This window comes from Spirosoma sordidisoli, from assembly GCF_004138325.1.
Taxonomy (GTDB): Bacteria; Bacteroidota; Bacteroidia; order Cytophagales; family Spirosomataceae; genus Spirosoma; species Spirosoma sordidisoli.
The window spans coordinates 1,439,401-1,456,231 of the sequence record NZ_SBLB01000001.1 but is presented as its reverse complement, the minus strand read 5'-3'; the positions used below and the strand labels follow the sequence as shown (position 1 = coordinate 1,456,231).

The window sequence follows — 16,831 nt, the reverse complement described above, 5'->3', positions numbered from 1 at the left end:
CAAGCAACCTCTATGTCATTTTCATCACTCGGCTTGTCCGACCCCCTGCTGAAGGCCGTTGCCGATCAGCAGTATACCAAACCTTACCCCGTTCAGCAGGAAGCTATCCCGGCCATTCTGCGCGGAAAAGATATTCTGGGCATCGCCAAAACCGGATCGGGTAAAACGGCCAGTTTCGTGCTGCCGATTCTGGAGCTGTTTCACCGCACAAAAACGGCCAAGAGCCAGTCGGCTACCGTGCTCGTGCTGGTACCCACTCGCGAGCTGGCCGTACAGGTGGCCGAAGTCTTCGAGATGCTCGGTGCCCACCTGTTTCCCAAAGTGAAAACGGTAGCGGTATACGGGGGCGTGTCGATCAACCCGCAGATGATTGCCGTTCACGGCGCCGAAATCGTGGTGGCTACGCCGGGGCGGCTGCTCGACCTGCTCAGCAGTAATGCGCTGCGTTTGTCGGGGGTAGAGGTGCTGGTGCTCGACGAAGCCGATAAAATGCTGGAGCTGGGTTTTGCGGAGGAGATGGACGCCATTTTTGCGCGACTGCCCAAAAACCGGCAAACCATCCTGTTCTCGGCAACCCTGGGCGACGCCATTCAGGATATCAACACCAGCCTGCTGCGGAGCCCGACCAAAATCGAGATTGCCGAAGAGCCGCAGGACATCGACCAGATCCGGCAGCTGGCGTACCGGGTCGATCCCGAACGGAAAGGGCCTCTGCTGCGCTATCTGATCAAAACGGGCCAGATGAAGCAGGTACTCGTGTTCGTATCCTCGACCCGAACGGCCGATAACGTGGTCGGGAAACTGAGCAAAAACGGCATCCAGGCCATGGCTATCCACGGCGACAAAACGCAGGGTGCCCGCACGGAAGCGCTGCGGCAGTTCAAGTCGGGTAAGCTGACGGTGCTGGTGGCTACAGACCTGATTGCGCGCGGTATCGATATTCAGTTTCTGCCCCATGTGATCAACTTCGAACTACCCCGCTCGCCTAAAGATTACATCCACCGGATCGGGCGTACGGGACGCGCCGAAGCCTCCGGAGAAGCGATCTCGCTCATAACCCCCGACGATGAGCACCACTTCAAAATTATCCAGAAAAAGATGGGAAAGCGGGTTGAGATACGCCCCACCGACGAACTGGATCTGATGGGGTACTAGTGTAGTCAACCAACCGCTTATCCTCGAATCATTCCGCCAAAAACGGCCCGGTTTCCGGGGTCGGCAAATTGCGGTAACTTGCTTCATCGTGTTTTCACCAGCTAGAAATTCTATGAAGCGTTTTGGATGGGCAGGCCTGCTGGCTGCTTTGTTGTTGGGCCAGGAAACGATGGCCGCCACTAAACCGGCGACTCCGCTGGTCTACGAAATCGATCTCACCAATCGCGCCGATGACCAGTTCAAGGTGACCCTGCGCGTAAACGGCCTCACCGCCGACAATGCTGTATACCAGTTTGCCGCCACCGCCCCGGGCACGTACCAGATCATGGACATGGGCCGGTACGTGCGCGCCTTCAAAGCGTTCGACAGCAAGGGCCGCGAACTGAAAACCGAGCAGGTATCTACCAACCAGTGGAAGTTTGCCGAGCCGCAGAACGTGCGAACCGTTCAGTACAGCATTGCCGAAACCTGGGATACGCCGGTTACCGAGCATAAGCCGTACAACATGTGCGGCACGTCCATCGAAAATGACCATGTGCTGATCAACGGACAGGGCGTATTCGGTTTCCCGACGGGTATGCAGGCGGCTCCGCTGGAGGTGAAACTCAACTACCCCGCCGACTGGAGCGTAGGAACGGCCCTGGACAAAAATGCCAGAGGTAACTTCGTAGCGGCCAGCTACGACCGCATCGTTGACTCGCCCATTCTGCTCGGTCGGCTAACAAAGGCTACCACGACCGTGGCCGGGGCGCAGATCGACGTCTATACCTACTCGAAGACGGACAAGATCAGGTCGGAACAGCTGCTGGGTAGTATGCAGGCTATGCTGAACGCGGCCGGTCAGTTTCTGAAGCAGCTGCCCGTAAAGCGATATACGTTCCTGTACCACTTCGAAGACGAGAGCTGGGGTGCCTGGGAGCATTCGTACAGCTCGGAGTACGTGCTCAAAGAAGATGAGTTCTCGAAGAAGGTGGGGGAGGAGGTTACCTCCATTGCGGCCCATGAGTTCTTCCACGTAGTAACCCCGCTCAACATCCACAGCGAACTGATCGAGCAGTTCAACTTCGTGACGCCGACGCCATCGGAGCATCTGTGGCTGTACGAAGGCGTAACCGAATGGGCCAGCAACGCGATGCAGCTGCGCGGCCAGATCATGGACCTGCCGACATACCTCGACCAGCAGAGTAAGAAAATCAGCATCGACAAACAGCTCGATACGACCTACACCCTGAGCCAGCTGGGCCTGACGTGCTTCACCGACGAAGGTCAGAAACAGTATTTCAACATCTACAACCGGGGCGCCCTGGTAGCGGGGCTACTCGACATTCGGCTGCTGGAGCTATCGAAGGGAACGCGTGGTCTGCGCGAGGTGGTCAACGAACTGGCTACGACCTATGGCCCCAACAAAGCGTTTCCGGAGAAAGAGTTCTTTGCCATCTTCACCCAGAAGACCTACCCCGAAATTGCCGACTTCTTCAACCGCTACGTCAAGGCCGCCGAGCCGCTGCCGTTTACCGAGTACTACGGTAAGCTGGGCATCAACTACAGTCCGGCGCTGGCAACGGGCCGCAAAACGGTGTCGCGCGGCTATGGCGTGCGGCCGGTAGAGGGCAAGCTGATACTCAGCAAGCTCAGCGAGGCTGCTCTCAAAGCCGGTTTGCAGGAAAACGACGAATGGATTGGCTACAATCGGCAGCCGCTGTCGATGGGCAACGCGGGGGCGGTTGTCGAACAGATGAGCCAGCTTACCCCGGCCGACAGTTACGAAATGACCATTCGCCGAAATGGGCAGGAGCTGACCATCAAAAACGCCATGGTCGAAATCGACGAGGTTAAACGGTTCGCGTTCCAGGTCAATCCCCAGGCCACGCCCGAACAGCTGAAGCTGCGCGAGATCTGGCAGAAGAATTTGTAATGCTCTACCGGTTCGTAGAGACACAACCCATTGCGTTTGACTGACATCAGCAACAGACCCTTCGGTCAGGGGCTATGGGGACACGGATCTTGGGATAGGACTTTGGCTGACGCGTCTGAGACGCGATGGGTCGCGTCTCTACGGTCCGAAGGCTCGCGTTTCCAAACCGTAGTCCCTGTTTGCACCGGGACGCGCAGTCCGACTCCTGCATCGCGGGCCGTGTCCTCGCGGGCCATTCATGCGTCAGCTATGCTATTCAGGCAGGTCATTCCGTACGGCCAAACAAGGTGGCCAGCATACGGGTGAACTCGGTTTGGAAAGGGGCGGTGATGTCGATGGGTTCGGCGGTGATGGGGTGCTCAAACCGGAGCTGCCGGGCGTGCAGCAGCATCGTATTCATCGCAAAATGTTCCAGAAAAAGCTTGTTCTGCTTGTTGCAGCCATGGGGCCGATCACCGATGATGGGGTGAAGAATGTGCGCCATATGCTTGCGCAGCTGATGCATCCGGCCGGTGGTGGGGGTTAGCTCGACCAGCGAATACCGCGATGTGGCATGTTTCCCGGCGGCCAGCGGGATCTCCGTTCGACGAATCGTTTTCAGGTGCGTGACAGCTTCCTGCACCACCCCATCGTCGCGCCGGAGCGGGTAGTCGATGGTTTGCGCATCGTCGGTAAAGCCCCGCACAATAGCAACGTAGGTTTTGTCCATAAGCCCGTCCATAAACCGTTGCTGCATGGCCGCGTTCATGGCCTCATCCAGCGCAAACAACAAGACGCCCCCCGTTTTCCGATCGAGCCGATGCACCGGGTAGACGCGCTGCCCCAGCTGGTCGCGTAGCAGCTGTACCGCAAACTCGCTGGCGTCGCTGGCAATGGGCGACCGGTGGACCAGCAGCCCATGCGGTTTATTGATAGCTACCAGCTCGCTGGACTGGTACAGAACGGGCAGCAGCGCCCGGCTGGCTGGATCGATCATGCCGGAAAGTCGGGGCTGCTTTTGAGTTCGTCGATCTGTTTGCGATGCCGTTCCACGTGGGCCGACAGGAGCAGAACGGCCTGGTAGATGTCGAGCCACCCCAGGGCTATATGGCGGAAGTAGTGCGTTCGCAGGTCGTCTGTCTGGGCCTGTACGTAGGCAATGGCTACGTCGCGCTGCTGCTCAAAATCCAGCAGGGCCGCAGCGGTTGAGCCAAACCGCCCCGTCGGTATAAACGGATCGGGTGCCGGCAGCGTTACGGCGCGGCTGCGAACAGCCTTGATCACGTCGACATCGGATAGCCGCACCTCGGCCCGCCTGGCGGGGTCGGCTGGGTAACTCATCCCTTTCTGGATGCCGCCGAAGATACCTCGTTCAACCAACGCGATATGTTCGGTACACTCGGCTACTGACCAGCGATCGGGGGCCGGTTTGTAGGAAAGCTGCGCATCGGTCAGGCCTTCCAGCGACTGGCGCAGGCTGATGCGGGTGGCGTTGAGCGCGTCGAGGGCGTAGGCTCGCTGTTCATCGGTAACAGGCCCGCTGGCGGAGGTGGGTTGCAGGTTTTGCATGGGCTGATCGTCGTAAAGTAACAAAGGTACGGCAGGTTAAGGAGCCGATGGTCTGCGCGGTCAGAATCCGGCCTGGCCGCGGCCAACTGGCTGGTATCTATTTGTTGGTAATCAGTAAACTACCTATTAATAAATCGTTGTACCGCTGCCTAACTAAAAAGAAGGGCGCCAATGAGCTGTTTCTAACTTTTGCCCGTATTCTCAATATCGCTGTTCTACGCTCATATCTTCTTTTTTTCCTTCCAAAAACAACCAAACGTATGCGTACCTCATTACTTGCTGCTCTTTCTGTATGCACACTACTTCTGCTCAACAGTTGTCAGGACCACCTGGTACCCAGCGGCCCCAGCCGGTTACGGGTCGATGATGTAGCCACCCAGCTGGCTTTCCCGATCGGAATGTCGGCCGACAATCAGGGGCGTATCTGGGTTGCCGAGACGGCAGCCGGTATGGTATCCGTTATCATGCCCGGCGGCCAGAAATACCCCGTCATTACCGGGTTTAGTGTTAGCATCAGCCCCGAAAATACCCCCGATGGGCTCAACCACCTGCTGTACAAGGACGGGATGTTGTATATCCTGCATGGCATCGATGAGAAAATGTACATCGCCAATGTAGGGTCGTTCAAACCCGGCGACGCACCGGTTTCGTTCAACACGCTGAAGAGCGAAGCCATCGGTCAGTTTGTGCTCGATTACAAGTTCACCGACGATACGGAAGATTCGAACCTTTATAACCTGACGTTCGGACCCGACGGCGACCTGTTCATTGCCGATGCGGGTGCCAATGCCATCATCCGCCGGGCCAAAAACGGGGCGCTGAGCGTTTTTGCTACGCTGCCGGGTCTGCCCAATCCAACACAGGTAGGACCTCCTGTCATCCAGGCGGTACCAACCGGTATTACGTTCGATGGCAAGCGGTTCCTGGTCTCCACCCTGTCGGGTTTTCCATTTCCGGTGGGTAAAGCCCGTGTGTTCCAGATCGATGTGGCCGGTAACGTATCGCTCTATCAGGATGGCTTCACGAGCCTGGTCGATGTGCTGTTTGCGCCCGACCAGAACCCGCTTATTCTGGAGATTGCCCAGTTTGGTCCCCAGGGGCTGACGCCCAAAACCGGAAAACTGATTCGGTCAGTGAATGGACAGGCCACCACGTTGCTGGAAGGCCTGAACCTGCCAACCGATATCGAGCTGGGAAATGCGGCCAATACCTACTACATCAACAGCCTGGCCGACGGCAAAATACAGAAGATCACTTACTAGCGGGTTGAACCCAAACGGGCCCGACTGCGTATGTACAACAGCCGCGTTTCTACAACAGAAGCGCGGCTGTTATCGTATACTGACTCCCACCGGATTATGCTGATCCCCCGTTTGCTCTGGCTGGTGCCGGCGCTATTGCTTACCCTGGCGCTGGTGCTGCTCGTCGCCAGCGAATACGCTACCGCCCGCGCCAGCCGCCGAACCAAAGATGTTGCTTATGTGGCCGCAACGGCCCCTGATTTCGATGCGGCCCGGCATCGGCTCGATGTGTATGCGCCGAGGACAACATCATCGACTTTGCGGCCGGTGGTGGTGTTCATCCACGGCGGAAGCTGGAACAGTGGCAGCAAAAACCTGTACAGTTTCGTGGGTAGGCGGCTGGCTAAACAGGGGGTAGTGGCGGTGGTGATCAACTACCGGCTTTCGCCCGGCGTTCGGGTGCCCGATATGGCCGCCGACTGTGCCCGCGCCGTCGACTGGACTGCGCGGCACATTGCCGATTACGGGGGCGACCCGAACCGGCTGTTTACCATGGGGCACTCAGCCGGGGCCGGGCTGGCGGCTCTGCTGGCGGTAAAGGATGAGCTGTTTGCCGGACTGGGCCGGTCAACAAATCCCGTTAAAGGGGCCATTCTCGATGACCCGGCCGGTCTCGATATGTTTGATTACCTGACGAAGCTGGAGTACCCCAACGACGAGCAGTACCTGATCCCGTTCGGTAAAGACCCGGCCTTCTGGCGGGCGGTGTCGCCGATGTACCACGTCCGGGCTGGCAATCCGCCCATGCTGCTGTTTGTGGGTGGCGAAACGTATCCGAGCATTACCAGCAGCAGCCGTCGGTTTCACGAGCGGCTGCAGGCGCTGGGTATCCGACACGAGTATACTACCCTGCCCGGTAAGAAGCACGTAGGCATGGTAACGCAGCTGTACTGGAAAAACAACGTGATCTACCAGAGTCTGCTTCGGTTTGTCGGAGTTAAACCGTAGAGCGGGCGGCACAGTAGCCGCGGCCCGACGGGGTCTTTTGACGGCAGCGTACCTGTTTTCCGTACAGACACTTCTATGCCCATCTCTCCTGCTTTTCTTCGCGCTGCCCTGACCGTATGCTGGGCCGCTACCGCTTCGCTGTCGTCGGGGCAGTCGACTCCGCCCAAAGCCAACGACTCGACCACGCCCCTGCATCTGCTCCAGCCCGATTATCCCGTTCCGTATGGTCAGCCCGCCGTTGCCGACGTAACGAAGGTGCTGGATCGGGTCTATACCTACCTGGCCGGTGTGACGCCGATGGAGGTCATCGACAAGCAGACCAGCCAGCCCATTACCAGCTTCGGTACGTTCAACCCCAACGCGGTGCTGAAACCCGGCGATTTCCGGCTGACCAGCTACGAATGGGGCGTTACCTACGCGGGTATGCTGCTGGCTTCCGAAGCCACCGGCGATCCGCGCTATGCCGAGTATACCAACCAGCGGCTGGCGTTTCTGGTCAACCTGATTCCGTACTTCCGCGAGCAGGTGCGGGCTAACCCGCAGGCCAACACCTCGCTGCGGCCCATGCTGGCACCCCATGCCCTCGACGATGCGGGCGCCATGGCCGCGGCCATGATCAAAGCCACCCGAACCGGTCGCGTCAAAGCTGACCTGCGCCCGCAGATCGACACCTATCTGTCGTATATCCAGACCAGAGAACACCGCCTGGCCGACGGAACCCTGGCCCGTAATCGCCCACAACCCAACACCCTCTGGCTCGACGATCTGTTCATGAGCGTGCCGGCCCTGGCGCAGATGGGGAAGCTGACGGGCAACGGAGCCTACTACGACGAAGCCGTAAAGCAGGTTCTGCAATTCTCAAATCGGATGTTCAACCGTCAGAAAGGACTTTACATGCACGGCTGGGTCGAAGGCATGAGCGTTCACCCGGAGTTTCACTGGGCGCGGGCCAACGGCTGGGCGGTCATGACGGCGGTTGAACTGCTGGATGTATTACCCGAAAACCACCCGGGCCGGGCGGCTGTGCTCGACCTGCTGCGGACCCACGTACGGGGGCTGGCCGCCTGCCAGTCGGGGTCGGGGTTCTGGCACCAGCTGCTCGACCGCACCGACTCGTATCTGGAAACCTCGGCTACGGCAATCTATGTGTACTCGATGGCCCGGGCTATCAACCGGGGCTGGATCGACCCGCTGGCCTACGCACCGGCCGTTCTGCTGGGCTGGAACGCCGTGGCGACCAAAGTGACGGAACAAGGGCAGGTGGCGGGAACCTGCGTCGGTACGGGTATGGGCTTCGATCCGGCGTTTTATTACCACCGGCCGATCAACCTGTACGCGGCCCACGGCTACGGCCCGGTGCTGCTGGCCGGCGCGGAGGTGATTCATCTCCTGAAAAAGCAGCAGTTCGAGATCAACGACAGCTCGCTGCAGCTGACGCAAAAGCGGTAGGGCAGACCGGGTCATGTTTCCCGCGGGTGTGGGTCGAGCGGTTGTCAGCGGTGCGGGGCCGGGCTTTTCCGGTAAAACCTTCGGCCTTGATACGCGGTTATCGGCACAGACAGTTTTCATTATTTCGATTCTATAGTTCATGGCAGATCACATCAGAACCGCGCTGATTACGGGTGGTTCAAAAGGTATTGGGTACGGCGTGGCCGAAGTACTCATCAAACAGGGCATCAAGGTGGCCATCACAAGCCGGTCGTCGGTGGCGGCCGAGCTGGCAGCGGCCAAACTGAACGAGATCAGGCCCGGCCACGCGCTGGGACTGGCAGCCGACGTGCGTGACCTGGCGTCGCAGCAGCGCGCGGTCGACACGATCGTTCAGCAGTGGGAGCGACTCGATTACGTCATTGCCAACGCGGGCGTAGGGCATTTTGCGCCGATTCAGGAGCTGACGCCCGACCAGTGGCGCGAAACCATCGATATCAACTTGACCGGCGTCTTCAACACTGCCAAGGCCACCATTGCTGAACTGAAAAAGACCCAGGGCTACTTTATCTCGATTGCCAGCCTGGCCGGGGCCAATTTCTTCGAGAAAGGATCGGCCTATAACGCCAGCAAATTCGGGCTGGTGGGCTTTACGCAAGCCATCATGCTCGATCTGCGCGGAGAAGGCATCAAGGTGTCGACCATTATGCCCGGTTCGGTAGCCACGGAGTTTGCCGACCACCAGCCCAGCGATGCCGACGCCTGGAAAATACAGCCCGAAGATATCGGCAACATCGTCTATGATCTGCTGAAAATGCATCCCCGCACGCTGCCCAGCAAGGTAGAAGTACGCCCATCCCGACCGGGTGGCAAATAAGTGACAAAAAAATAGCCAGGAGTACCTAACGAGTTGACTTCTCTATGTAAATTAGAAGCTTACTTCTGTTAGTACTCTACATGAAAAAAGCTACAGTTTACCTTTCGTTGCTGCTGGCTGGGTTAATGACCGACCCAGCCAGTGCGCAAACGAAACTCGTGGAGAAAGTCACCCGGCAGGGAAAGGAACTCCTGATTCCGTACGAAAAGTACGTGCTGCCCAACGGGCTGACGGTGGTTGTCCACGAAGACCATTCTGACCCAATCGTCCATGTCGACGTTACCTACCACGTAGGGTCGGCCCGCGAGGAGATCGGCAAGTCGGGCTTTGCGCACTTCTTCGAACACATGATGTTTCAGGGCTCCGACCACGTAGCCGATGACGAACACTTCAAAATTGTTACCGAGTCGGGCGGAACGCTCAACGGATCGACCAACCGCGACCGGACCAATTACTACGAAACCCTGCCCAGCAACCAGCTGGAACGCGCGCTCTGGCTCGAAGCCGACCGCATGGGTTTTTTGCTGGATGCCGTTACCCAGAAAAAATTCGAGATTCAGCGGGCTACCGTCAAGAACGAACGGGGCCAGAACTACGACAACCGGCCCTACGGCCTGGCCAGCGAATACGTGGCTAAAAACCTCTTTCCTTACGGCCACCCGTACTCGTGGCTGACCATCGGCTACATCGAAGACCTGAACCGGGTCGACGTTAACGATCTTAAAAACTTCTTCCTGCGCTGGTACGGACCCAACAACGCAGTACTGACGGTAGGCGGTGACGTAACGCCCAAACAGGTCGTGGCTATGGCCGAGAAATATTTCGGCTCCATCCCGCGTGGTCCTGAAGTGACCAAAACCAAGGTGCCTACGCCCGTCCTGGACAAAGATCGGTATGTTTCGTACGAGGACAATGTACGTTTCCCGATGCTGCAGATCGTTTTCCCGACGGTGCCGAACTACCACCCCGACGAAGCTCCGCTCGACGCGCTGGCCGAAATTCTGGGCGGTGGTAAAAACTCCCTGTTCTATAAAAACCTGGTGAAGCCGCAGCTGGCGGTGCAGGCCAACGCCGGCCATCCGGCTACCGAACTGGCGGGTCAGCTGACGATGACGATCCTGCCTTTTCCCGACAAACGGCTCGATAGTACCGAAGCCATCGTTCGGCGGACACTGGCCGAGTTTGAGCGCCGGGGCGTTACCGACGATGACATTGCGCAGTTCACCGCTACCCGCGAGGCCCAGCTTATCGACGGCCTGTCGAGCGTGTCGGGCAAGGTGTCGCAGCTGGCCGCTTTCCAGACGTATCTGGGTACGCCCAACTACCTGCCGCAGGAGTTCAAACGCTACCGCGAGGTTACCAAAGCCGACGTGATGCGGGTGTATAACCAGTACGTGAAAGGTAAGAATGCGGTGCTGCTGACGGTATATCCGAAAGGCAAAGCCGATATTGTGGCCAAACCCGACAACTATACGATCTCGACGGCTGGCTATCAGGCACCCGATTACGGCTACAAATCGCTGACCTACGCCAAAGCGAAAGATAGCTTCGACCGGAGCGTGAAACCCGGCCCCGGCGCCAACCCGGCGCTGAAAGTGCCGCCCTTCTGGACCGATAAACTGCCCAACGGCCTGAAAGTGATCGGAACGCGCAACGACGAGATTCCGTCCGTAACGATGCTGTTCACCATTAAAGGCGGTCACCTGCTGTCGGCCAATGACCCATCGAAAGCCGGTATTGCGCAACTGACAGCCGCGTTGATGAACGAGGCTACCGAACGGTTCTCGAACGAAGAGCTGAATACCAAACTCGAAAAGCTGGGCGCCAGTATCGACATCCGGGCCAGCACCGAAGATATCAGCGTATCGGTCGAGTCGCTGACCAAAAATCTGGACTCGACCCTGGCGCTGGTCGAAGAGAAACTATTCCGGCCCAAGTTTGCCGCCGACGATTTTGACCGGCTCAAGAAGCAGCAGCTGGAGCTGATTGCCAACCAGAGCACCCAGCCGGTTGTGATTGCCAACAAGGCTTACAACAAACTGCTCTATGGCGCATCCAACATCCGGTCGGTGCCCGTAAGCGGGACGGCCAAAACGGTTGAGGCCATTACACTCGACGACGTGAAGGCGTTTTACCAGAAGTACCTGTCGCCGTCGGTGACGAACCTGATCATCGTGGGCGATGTCGAGCAGACGGGGGTGATGCCGAAGCTGGCGTTCCTGAACAAATGGGCGGCCAAGCCCGTCGCCATGCCGAAAACCGCCGTCAGCCGTAAAATCGACAAAACCCGGATCTACCTGATCGACAAGGAACGGGCGGCTCAGTCGGAGATTCGGGTCGGATATTTGACCGACATGCCTTACGACGCGACGGGTGAGTATTACAAGACGAGCCTGGCCAACTACATGCTGGGCGGTGCGTTCAGCAGCCGGATCAACATGAACCTGCGCGAAGATAAAGGCTGGACCTACGGGGCTCGATCGGGCTTCTCGAGTACCAAAACGCCGGGTCCGTTTACGGCACAGGCGGGGGTGAAAGCGGCCGCTACCGATAGCTCGGTGGTTGAATTCATCAAAGAGATCACCAACTACGGCAAGACGGGCATTACCGACCAGGAGCTGACCTTCGTGAAAAGCTCGCTCGGCCAGGTCGACGCGCTGCGGTACGAGACATCGCTCCAGAAAGCGTATTTCCTGAGCCGGATCATCGACTACGACCTGCCCCGCAACTACGTCGAGCAGCAAAGCGAGATCCTGCGTAACATCACCAAAGCGCAGATCGACGCCATTGCGAAGAAACGGTTGCCGGTCAACAACATGATCATTACGGTGGTCGGCAATAAAGAGCTGATCAAGCCCGGTCTGGCGAAGCTCGGCTACGAACTGGTTGAACTCGACAAAGAAGGCGAACCCATCGTAACCGCTACCGCTCCGGCCAGTGCCCCCGCCAAAATGGGGTCATCGACTCCGCCAGCCGACAAAAAGAAAGGCAACTAAGCAAACCAATACCCTTTACTCCCGCGAGGCTTCCGCTCCTGATGAACGGCCAGCCTCGCGGGATTTGTATGTCGGTATGTATGCCCGTATTGATATCCCGGCATGAATGCCGGGCCTATTCATGATTCGTCTCCAGTCCGGATCCCGCCCCGGACGACCCATGGATTGCATCGGCATTGATGCCGATGAATCCGATTCGCATTGGTATCCCGGCATGAATGCCGGGCCTATGCATGATCGTCTCCAGTCCGGATCCTGCTCAGGGCGACCCATGGATTGCATCGGCATTGATGCCGATGAATCCGATTCGCATTGATATCCCGGCATGAATGCCGGGCCTATTCATAGATCGTCCCCGGTCCGGGTCCTTTCCCGGGCGACCCATGAATTGCATCGGCATGAATGCCGATGACCCTGTTTCCGGCCCCGCATTGATATCCCGGCATGAATGCCGGGCCTATGCATGATCCGCCCCGGTTCAGACCCCGCCCCGGACGACCCATGGATTGCATCGGCATTGATGCCGATGAATCCGATTCGCATTGGTATCCCGGCATGAATGCCGGGCCTATGCATGATCCGTCCCCGGTCCGGGTCCTTTCCCGGGCGATCCATGACTAGCATCGGCATTCATGCCGATGGCCCTGTTTTCGGACCCGCATTGATGCCGATGAATCCTTAACCCAGCAAGGCCAGGGCTTCTTCGTTGCCCTGCTGAATGGCCAGGTCGCGCGCCGTGTGGCCGCGGACGTCGCGGATGGTGATGTCGGCACCCGCGTCGAGCAGCAGCTTTACCAGCGCATTGCGCCCAAACATCGTGGCAAACATCAGCGCGGTACCCTGGTTGCCATTCTGTAGGTTCAGATCGGCACCACCCGCTATCAGCAGTTGAGCAATGTTGGCGTAGCCTTTGAAGCTTACGCCCATCAGCGCCGTGTTGCCGCTCACGTCCTGTATATTGGGATCGGCCCCGGCGTTGAGCAGAAGCTGGGTAGCTTCGACTTGTCCGTCGTAGGCCGCAATGGTCAGGGGCGTAAAACCTTTGCCGTTCTGCTGGTTAACGTCGAAGCCCGCGCTGATCTGTTCGCGCAGGTAAGCCACATCGCCCCGGCGGGCGGCATCGAAAAATAGATCTTCGGGTTGGTTGGATGCAAATGTCATCATAACGATTACTGTCTTGGTTTAGCCCGTTCGTACTGCACGGGCCAGGGCATGTCGTCGCCCAGGGCATGGGCGGCATGAAGTGGAAAATAAGGATCGCGCAGAAACTCGCGGGCCAGTAAAATCAAATCCGCCTGTTCGCTGGCCAGAATGGCTTCTGCCTGCTCGGGCGAGGTAATCAGCCCGACGGCGCCGGTCGGTATACCCGACTCGTTCCGGACCCGGTCGGCAAACGATACCTGATAGCCCGGCCCGGTCGGAATCGATGCGCGCGGCACGTTACCACCCGTTGAGCAGTCGATTAGGTCGACGTCGAGTTGTTTCAGCACGGCCGCCAGCGCTACCGAATCGTCGGGTGTCCAGCCGCCCTCGGTCCAGTCGGTTGCCGAGATACGAACCAGCAAAGGCAGCTCAGCCGGCCAGACCGCCCCAACGCGCCCGATGACTTCAACCAGCAGGCGAATCCGGTTCTCGAACGAGCCGCCGTAGTGGTCGGTCCGCTGGTTACTCAACGGCGATAGAAACTGATGAAGCAGATACCCGTGGGCCGCGTGTACTTCAACGACCTGAAAACCCGCCCTGAGCGCTCGCTCGGTGGCGGCCTGGAAGTCGGCCAGTACGGTTTCGATACCGGCGGCATCGAGGGCTGTCGGTTCGGGCTCGCCGTTGTTGAACGGAAGGGCGCTGGGCGCTACGGTCTGCCAGCCGCGTGGCTCCGTGGGCGCAATGGCTGTACCGCCGTCCCAGGGTCGGCGATGGCTGGCCTTCCGACCGGCGTGGGCCAGCTGAATACCGGCTACCGCACCCTGCTGGCTGATGAAACGGGTGATTCGTTGCAGGGCAGGTATGTGGTCGTCGGACCAGATGCCGAGATCGTCGGGACTGATGCGGCCTTCGGGTGATATGGCCGCGGCTTCGGTAATGATCAGACCCGCCCCGCCCACGGCCCGGCTGCCGAGGTGTACCAGGTGCCAGTCGTCGGCAAACCCATCGACGCTCGAATACTGGCACATGGGCGAGACAACGATCCGGTTCCGGAGCCGAATGCTGCGGAGTTGCAGGGGAGAAAGGAGAATAGACATACGTACCCAACGCAAGTCGGCAAGCCCTGGTTTAGCCAAGCCACTAATTTCACCGGAATACCAGAACTTTCGCCGAATAACACAACTCATCCGGGCTGATTGTCAGTCCGGCTGCGCGTCGTGGGCGATCAGCCCTGAATAAAGCCGTGGAGGGGGCGTTGGCGCGGATTATACACGCCGGATATGAATGAATCTACTGGTATCTTTGCCGTGTCTGTACGAGAAGCCGTTGCCAGCAACAACCGGGTCCTGTGCGGCTCAATGAATAACGTTCATGAGAATCCTTTTGGTTGAAGACGAGGAGCGGGTGGTTTCGTTTATCCGCAAAGGCATATCGGCCGAGGGCTACGACGTCGACGTGGCTTTTGACGGGCGAACCGGCCTGTCGCTCTTTCGCAAGGATAGTTACGATATCATCATCCTGGACGTCAACCTGCCGCAGATCAACGGGTTTGAACTCTGTCGGCTGATCCGGACCGAAAACGAGGCCGTACCCGTACTGATGCTGACTGCGCTGGATAGCCTGGCCGATAAAGCCGATGGGTTCAACGCCGGAGCCGATGACTATCTGGCCAAACCGTTCGAGTTTCAGGAGCTGCTGCTGCGGCTCAGGGCGCTGACTCGCCGAAACGGCCCCAAACCCAAGCAAGTGCTGCGGCTGGCCGACCTCGAACTGAACCTGGATACCAAAACCGTTACGCGCGCCGGCAAACGGATCGACCTGACCACCCGCGAATACGCCCTGATGGAGTACCTGATGCTCAACAAAGGAAAGATCATTTCGCGGGTCGATATCAGCGAGCGCGTCTGGAATCTGAATTTTGATAGCAACACCAATGTTATCGACGTGTACATCAGTTATCTGCGGAAGAAGATAGACAAAGATTTTTCGCCCCGCCTGCTGCATACCATTGTGGGTATGGGCTATGTTCTCCGGGAAGACTGATGGCGGCCGACAGGTGATGACACGTATGCCGTAACACAGACCTGCCCATTGCCCAACTACCTCCATGCTCATCCGGAACCGACTGACGATCAGCTTTACCCTACTGGCCACCGCCATCCAGATTACCCTGTCGTTGCTGGTCTGGTACTTCTATTCGCTGTACCGGCAGGAGGAGTTTTACAATAAGCTGGAAGGAAAGGCGCGGGTAACAGGCCGGGTGCTGATTTCGCGCCGGCATCTGCACGACGACTTCTTCGAAAACATGGTGCGCACCGACCTGCTCACCATCGTAGACGAGCAGCTCAGCATTTACGACAGCCGCCGGAACCTGGTATTTACCAACCGGAATCTAAAGGGGTCAGATTACTACAAGGGCCAGATTGACCAGTTGACCTCCAACGTTCCCTTCGAATTCAAGAGCGGTCGGCTGGAGTCTATCCTGATTCCGTATCGGGACCGGGGGCAGCTGTTCTATATTTTTGCGTCGGGCTACGACCGCATCGGCTTTGCCAAGCTGGGTACGCTCCAACAGATTCTGATGCTGGCCAATCTGCTGGGGTTTGCGCTGATCGTGCTGGCGGGCTGGTATTTTTCGGGCCGGGTGCTGAAACCTATCTCCCAGATCGTGGACGAAGTGGAGCAGATAACCGCTACGCACCTCCACAAGCGCGTACAGGAAGGCAACCGGCGCGACGAAATTGCCCAGCTTGCCATGACGTTTAACCAGATGCTGTTCCGGCTGGAAGATGCGTTTGTGTCGCAGCGCAGCTTCGTTTCGCACGCGTCACACGAACTGCGAACTCCGCTCACCAACACCCTGGGTACGCTGGAAACCTCCCTCCGTTACGACCAGAACCCCGACGATTGGCGCGACAGTATGGAAGTAGCCGTCGACGAGCTGAAGAAACTCATCCTGCTGACCAACGGACTACTGGGTCTGGCCAAGGTGACTGACGGAACGGTGGCCCTGACGTCTGTTCAGGTAGACGACTGTCTGCTGACGGCCATCGGCCAGGTGCAGACCAAGTACCCGGGCCGCAGCCTGCCGCTTCGATTCACTACCGCCGACGAAGCCTCGATGACCGTAAAAGGCAATGCCACGCTGTTGACAACGGCCTTCCTGAACGTACTGGACAACGCCTGTAAGTACTCCGGCGAAGCCGTTTCGGTGCAGTTGCAGTCGCTGAACGAAGAAATTGTCGTCACCATAACCGACCAGGGGCGGGGCATCGCCGAAACCGACACGGCTCATATCCTGGACCCGCTGTACCGCGGCAAAAACGTAGAGGGCGTGCCTGGCTATGGCATTGGACTGGCCGTAACCCAAAAAATTATGGAGCTGCACCAGGGCAGTATTCAGATCAGCTCCCGCGTCAACGAAGGCACCTCGGTTACCATTCGTCTGCCAGCCCAGGCGTAGGCTACCACAGTGGCTCGACCATCCATCGTTGTAGTTTTGGTGATGGGTGCGGTT

General features: G+C 58.3%; 13 protein-coding genes. 9 read left to right on the top strand and 4 right to left on the bottom strand.

What is annotated here, in order from left to right; genetic code table 11:
• Positions 1-12: 12 nt before the first annotated feature.
• Positions 13-1,155, top strand: a complete 1,143-nt coding sequence (locus tag EQG79_RS06255; RefSeq protein ID WP_129600683.1) for a DEAD/DEAH box helicase — start codon at positions 13-15, stop codon at positions 1,153-1,155.
• 112 nt (positions 1,156-1,267) lie between these two features.
• Complete coding sequence (locus EQG79_RS06250; RefSeq protein WP_240699284.1) at positions 1,268-3,070, top strand: M61 family metallopeptidase; 1,803 nt, start codon at positions 1,268-1,270, stop codon at positions 3,068-3,070.
• Positions 3,071-3,335: 265 nt separating this feature from the next.
• Here the strand turns inward: EQG79_RS06250 and EQG79_RS06245 are convergent, their stop codons facing one another.
• Both EQG79_RS06245 and EQG79_RS06240 read right to left on the bottom strand, forming a co-directional pair.
• Entirely contained in the window at positions 3,336-4,046 is a 711-nt protein-coding gene (locus EQG79_RS06245; protein WP_170315642.1) for a pseudouridine synthase, read from the bottom strand.
• A complete protein-coding gene (locus EQG79_RS06240; protein ID WP_129601150.1) occupies positions 4,043-4,618 on the bottom strand; it encodes a DinB family protein in 576 nt (191 codons plus the stop codon). Before EQG79_RS06240 ends, EQG79_RS06245 begins: the two co-directional genes overlap by 4 nt.
• A 260-nt stretch (positions 4,619-4,878) precedes the next feature.
• Between EQG79_RS06240 and EQG79_RS06235 the strand changes: the two genes are divergently transcribed.
• The 5 genes from EQG79_RS06235 (at position 4,879) to EQG79_RS06215 (ending at position 12,168) form a co-directional block, all read left to right on the top strand.
• Positions 4,879-5,880, top strand: coding sequence for a ScyD/ScyE family protein (locus EQG79_RS06235; RefSeq protein WP_077923999.1), 1,002 nt, complete (start codon positions 4,879-4,881; stop codon positions 5,878-5,880).
• 96 nt (positions 5,881-5,976) lie between these two features.
• The gene (locus EQG79_RS06230) at positions 5,977-6,867 is read left to right on the top strand and encodes an alpha/beta hydrolase (protein WP_129600676.1); all 891 of its coding nucleotides are present in this window, start codon (positions 5,977-5,979) and stop codon (positions 6,865-6,867) included.
• Positions 6,868-6,942: 75 nt separating this feature from the next.
• The gene (locus EQG79_RS06225) at positions 6,943-8,316 is read left to right on the top strand and encodes a glycoside hydrolase family 88/105 protein (protein ID WP_129600673.1); all 1,374 of its coding nucleotides are present in this window, start codon (positions 6,943-6,945) and stop codon (positions 8,314-8,316) included.
• Positions 8,317-8,455: 139 nt separating this feature from the next.
• Positions 8,456-9,172, top strand: a complete 717-nt coding sequence (locus EQG79_RS06220; protein WP_129600669.1) for an SDR family oxidoreductase — start codon at positions 8,456-8,458, stop codon at positions 9,170-9,172.
• An 80-nt stretch (positions 9,173-9,252) separates the two neighbouring features.
• Positions 9,253-12,168 carry a M16 family metallopeptidase gene (locus EQG79_RS06215; RefSeq protein ID WP_129600667.1) on the top strand — a complete coding sequence of 972 codons (2,916 nt, stop codon included), beginning with the start codon at positions 9,253-9,255 and terminating at the stop codon, positions 12,166-12,168.
• A gap of 678 nt (positions 12,169-12,846) precedes the next feature.
• Here EQG79_RS06215 and EQG79_RS06210 read toward each other — a convergent pair.
• Complete coding sequence (locus EQG79_RS06210; protein ID WP_077924134.1) at positions 12,847-13,329, bottom strand: ankyrin repeat domain-containing protein; 483 nt, start codon at positions 13,327-13,329, stop codon at positions 12,847-12,849.
• A gap of 8 nt (positions 13,330-13,337) precedes the next feature.
• On the bottom strand, positions 13,338-14,411 hold the full coding sequence (locus EQG79_RS06205) for an NADH:flavin oxidoreductase/NADH oxidase (RefSeq protein ID WP_129600663.1): 1,074 nt from the start codon (positions 14,409-14,411) through the stop codon (positions 13,338-13,340).
• A gap of 274 nt (positions 14,412-14,685) precedes the next feature.
• Here EQG79_RS06205 and EQG79_RS06200 point away from each other — a divergent pair, with 274 nt between their 5' ends.
• Both EQG79_RS06200 and EQG79_RS06195 read left to right on the top strand, forming a co-directional pair.
• Positions 14,686-15,357, top strand: a complete 672-nt coding sequence (locus EQG79_RS06200) for a response regulator (protein ID WP_077924004.1) — start codon at positions 14,686-14,688, stop codon at positions 15,355-15,357.
• Between the two features lie 64 nt (positions 15,358-15,421).
• Positions 15,422-16,777: a sensor histidine kinase gene (locus EQG79_RS06195; RefSeq protein ID WP_129600659.1), complete on the top strand. Its 1,356-nt coding sequence runs from the start codon at positions 15,422-15,424 to the stop codon at positions 16,775-16,777.
• Positions 16,778-16,831 lie beyond the last annotated feature (54 nt).

Coding starts and splice junctions, on each gene's coding strand:
- EQG79_RS06220 (WP_129600669.1), top strand. CDS start 8,456: ATGGCAGATCACATCAGAACCGCGCTGATTACGGGTGGTTCAAAAGGT.
- EQG79_RS06245 (WP_170315642.1), bottom strand. CDS start 4,046: ATGATCGATCCAGCCAGCCGGGCGCTGCTGCCCGTTCTGTACCAGTCC.
- EQG79_RS06225 (WP_129600673.1), top strand. CDS start 6,943: ATGCCCATCTCTCCTGCTTTTCTTCGCGCTGCCCTGACCGTATGCTGG.
- EQG79_RS06230 (WP_129600676.1), top strand. CDS start 5,977: ATGCTGATCCCCCGTTTGCTCTGGCTGGTGCCGGCGCTATTGCTTACC.
- EQG79_RS06235 (WP_077923999.1), top strand. CDS start 4,879: ATGCGTACCTCATTACTTGCTGCTCTTTCTGTATGCACACTACTTCTG.
- EQG79_RS06215 (WP_129600667.1), top strand. CDS start 9,253: ATGAAAAAAGCTACAGTTTACCTTTCGTTGCTGCTGGCTGGGTTAATG.
- EQG79_RS06255 (WP_129600683.1), top strand. CDS start 13: ATGTCATTTTCATCACTCGGCTTGTCCGACCCCCTGCTGAAGGCCGTT.
- EQG79_RS06205 (WP_129600663.1), bottom strand. CDS start 14,411: ATGTCTATTCTCCTTTCTCCCCTGCAACTCCGCAGCATTCGGCTCCGG.
- EQG79_RS06210 (WP_077924134.1), bottom strand. CDS start 13,329: ATGACATTTGCATCCAACCAACCCGAAGATCTATTTTTCGATGCCGCC.
- EQG79_RS06200 (WP_077924004.1), top strand. CDS start 14,686: ATGAGAATCCTTTTGGTTGAAGACGAGGAGCGGGTGGTTTCGTTTATC.
- EQG79_RS06195 (WP_129600659.1), top strand. CDS start 15,422: ATGCTCATCCGGAACCGACTGACGATCAGCTTTACCCTACTGGCCACC.
- EQG79_RS06240 (WP_129601150.1), bottom strand. CDS start 4,618: ATGCAAAACCTGCAACCCACCTCCGCCAGCGGGCCTGTTACCGATGAA.
- EQG79_RS06250 (WP_240699284.1), top strand. CDS start 1,268: ATGAAGCGTTTTGGATGGGCAGGCCTGCTGGCTGCTTTGTTGTTGGGC.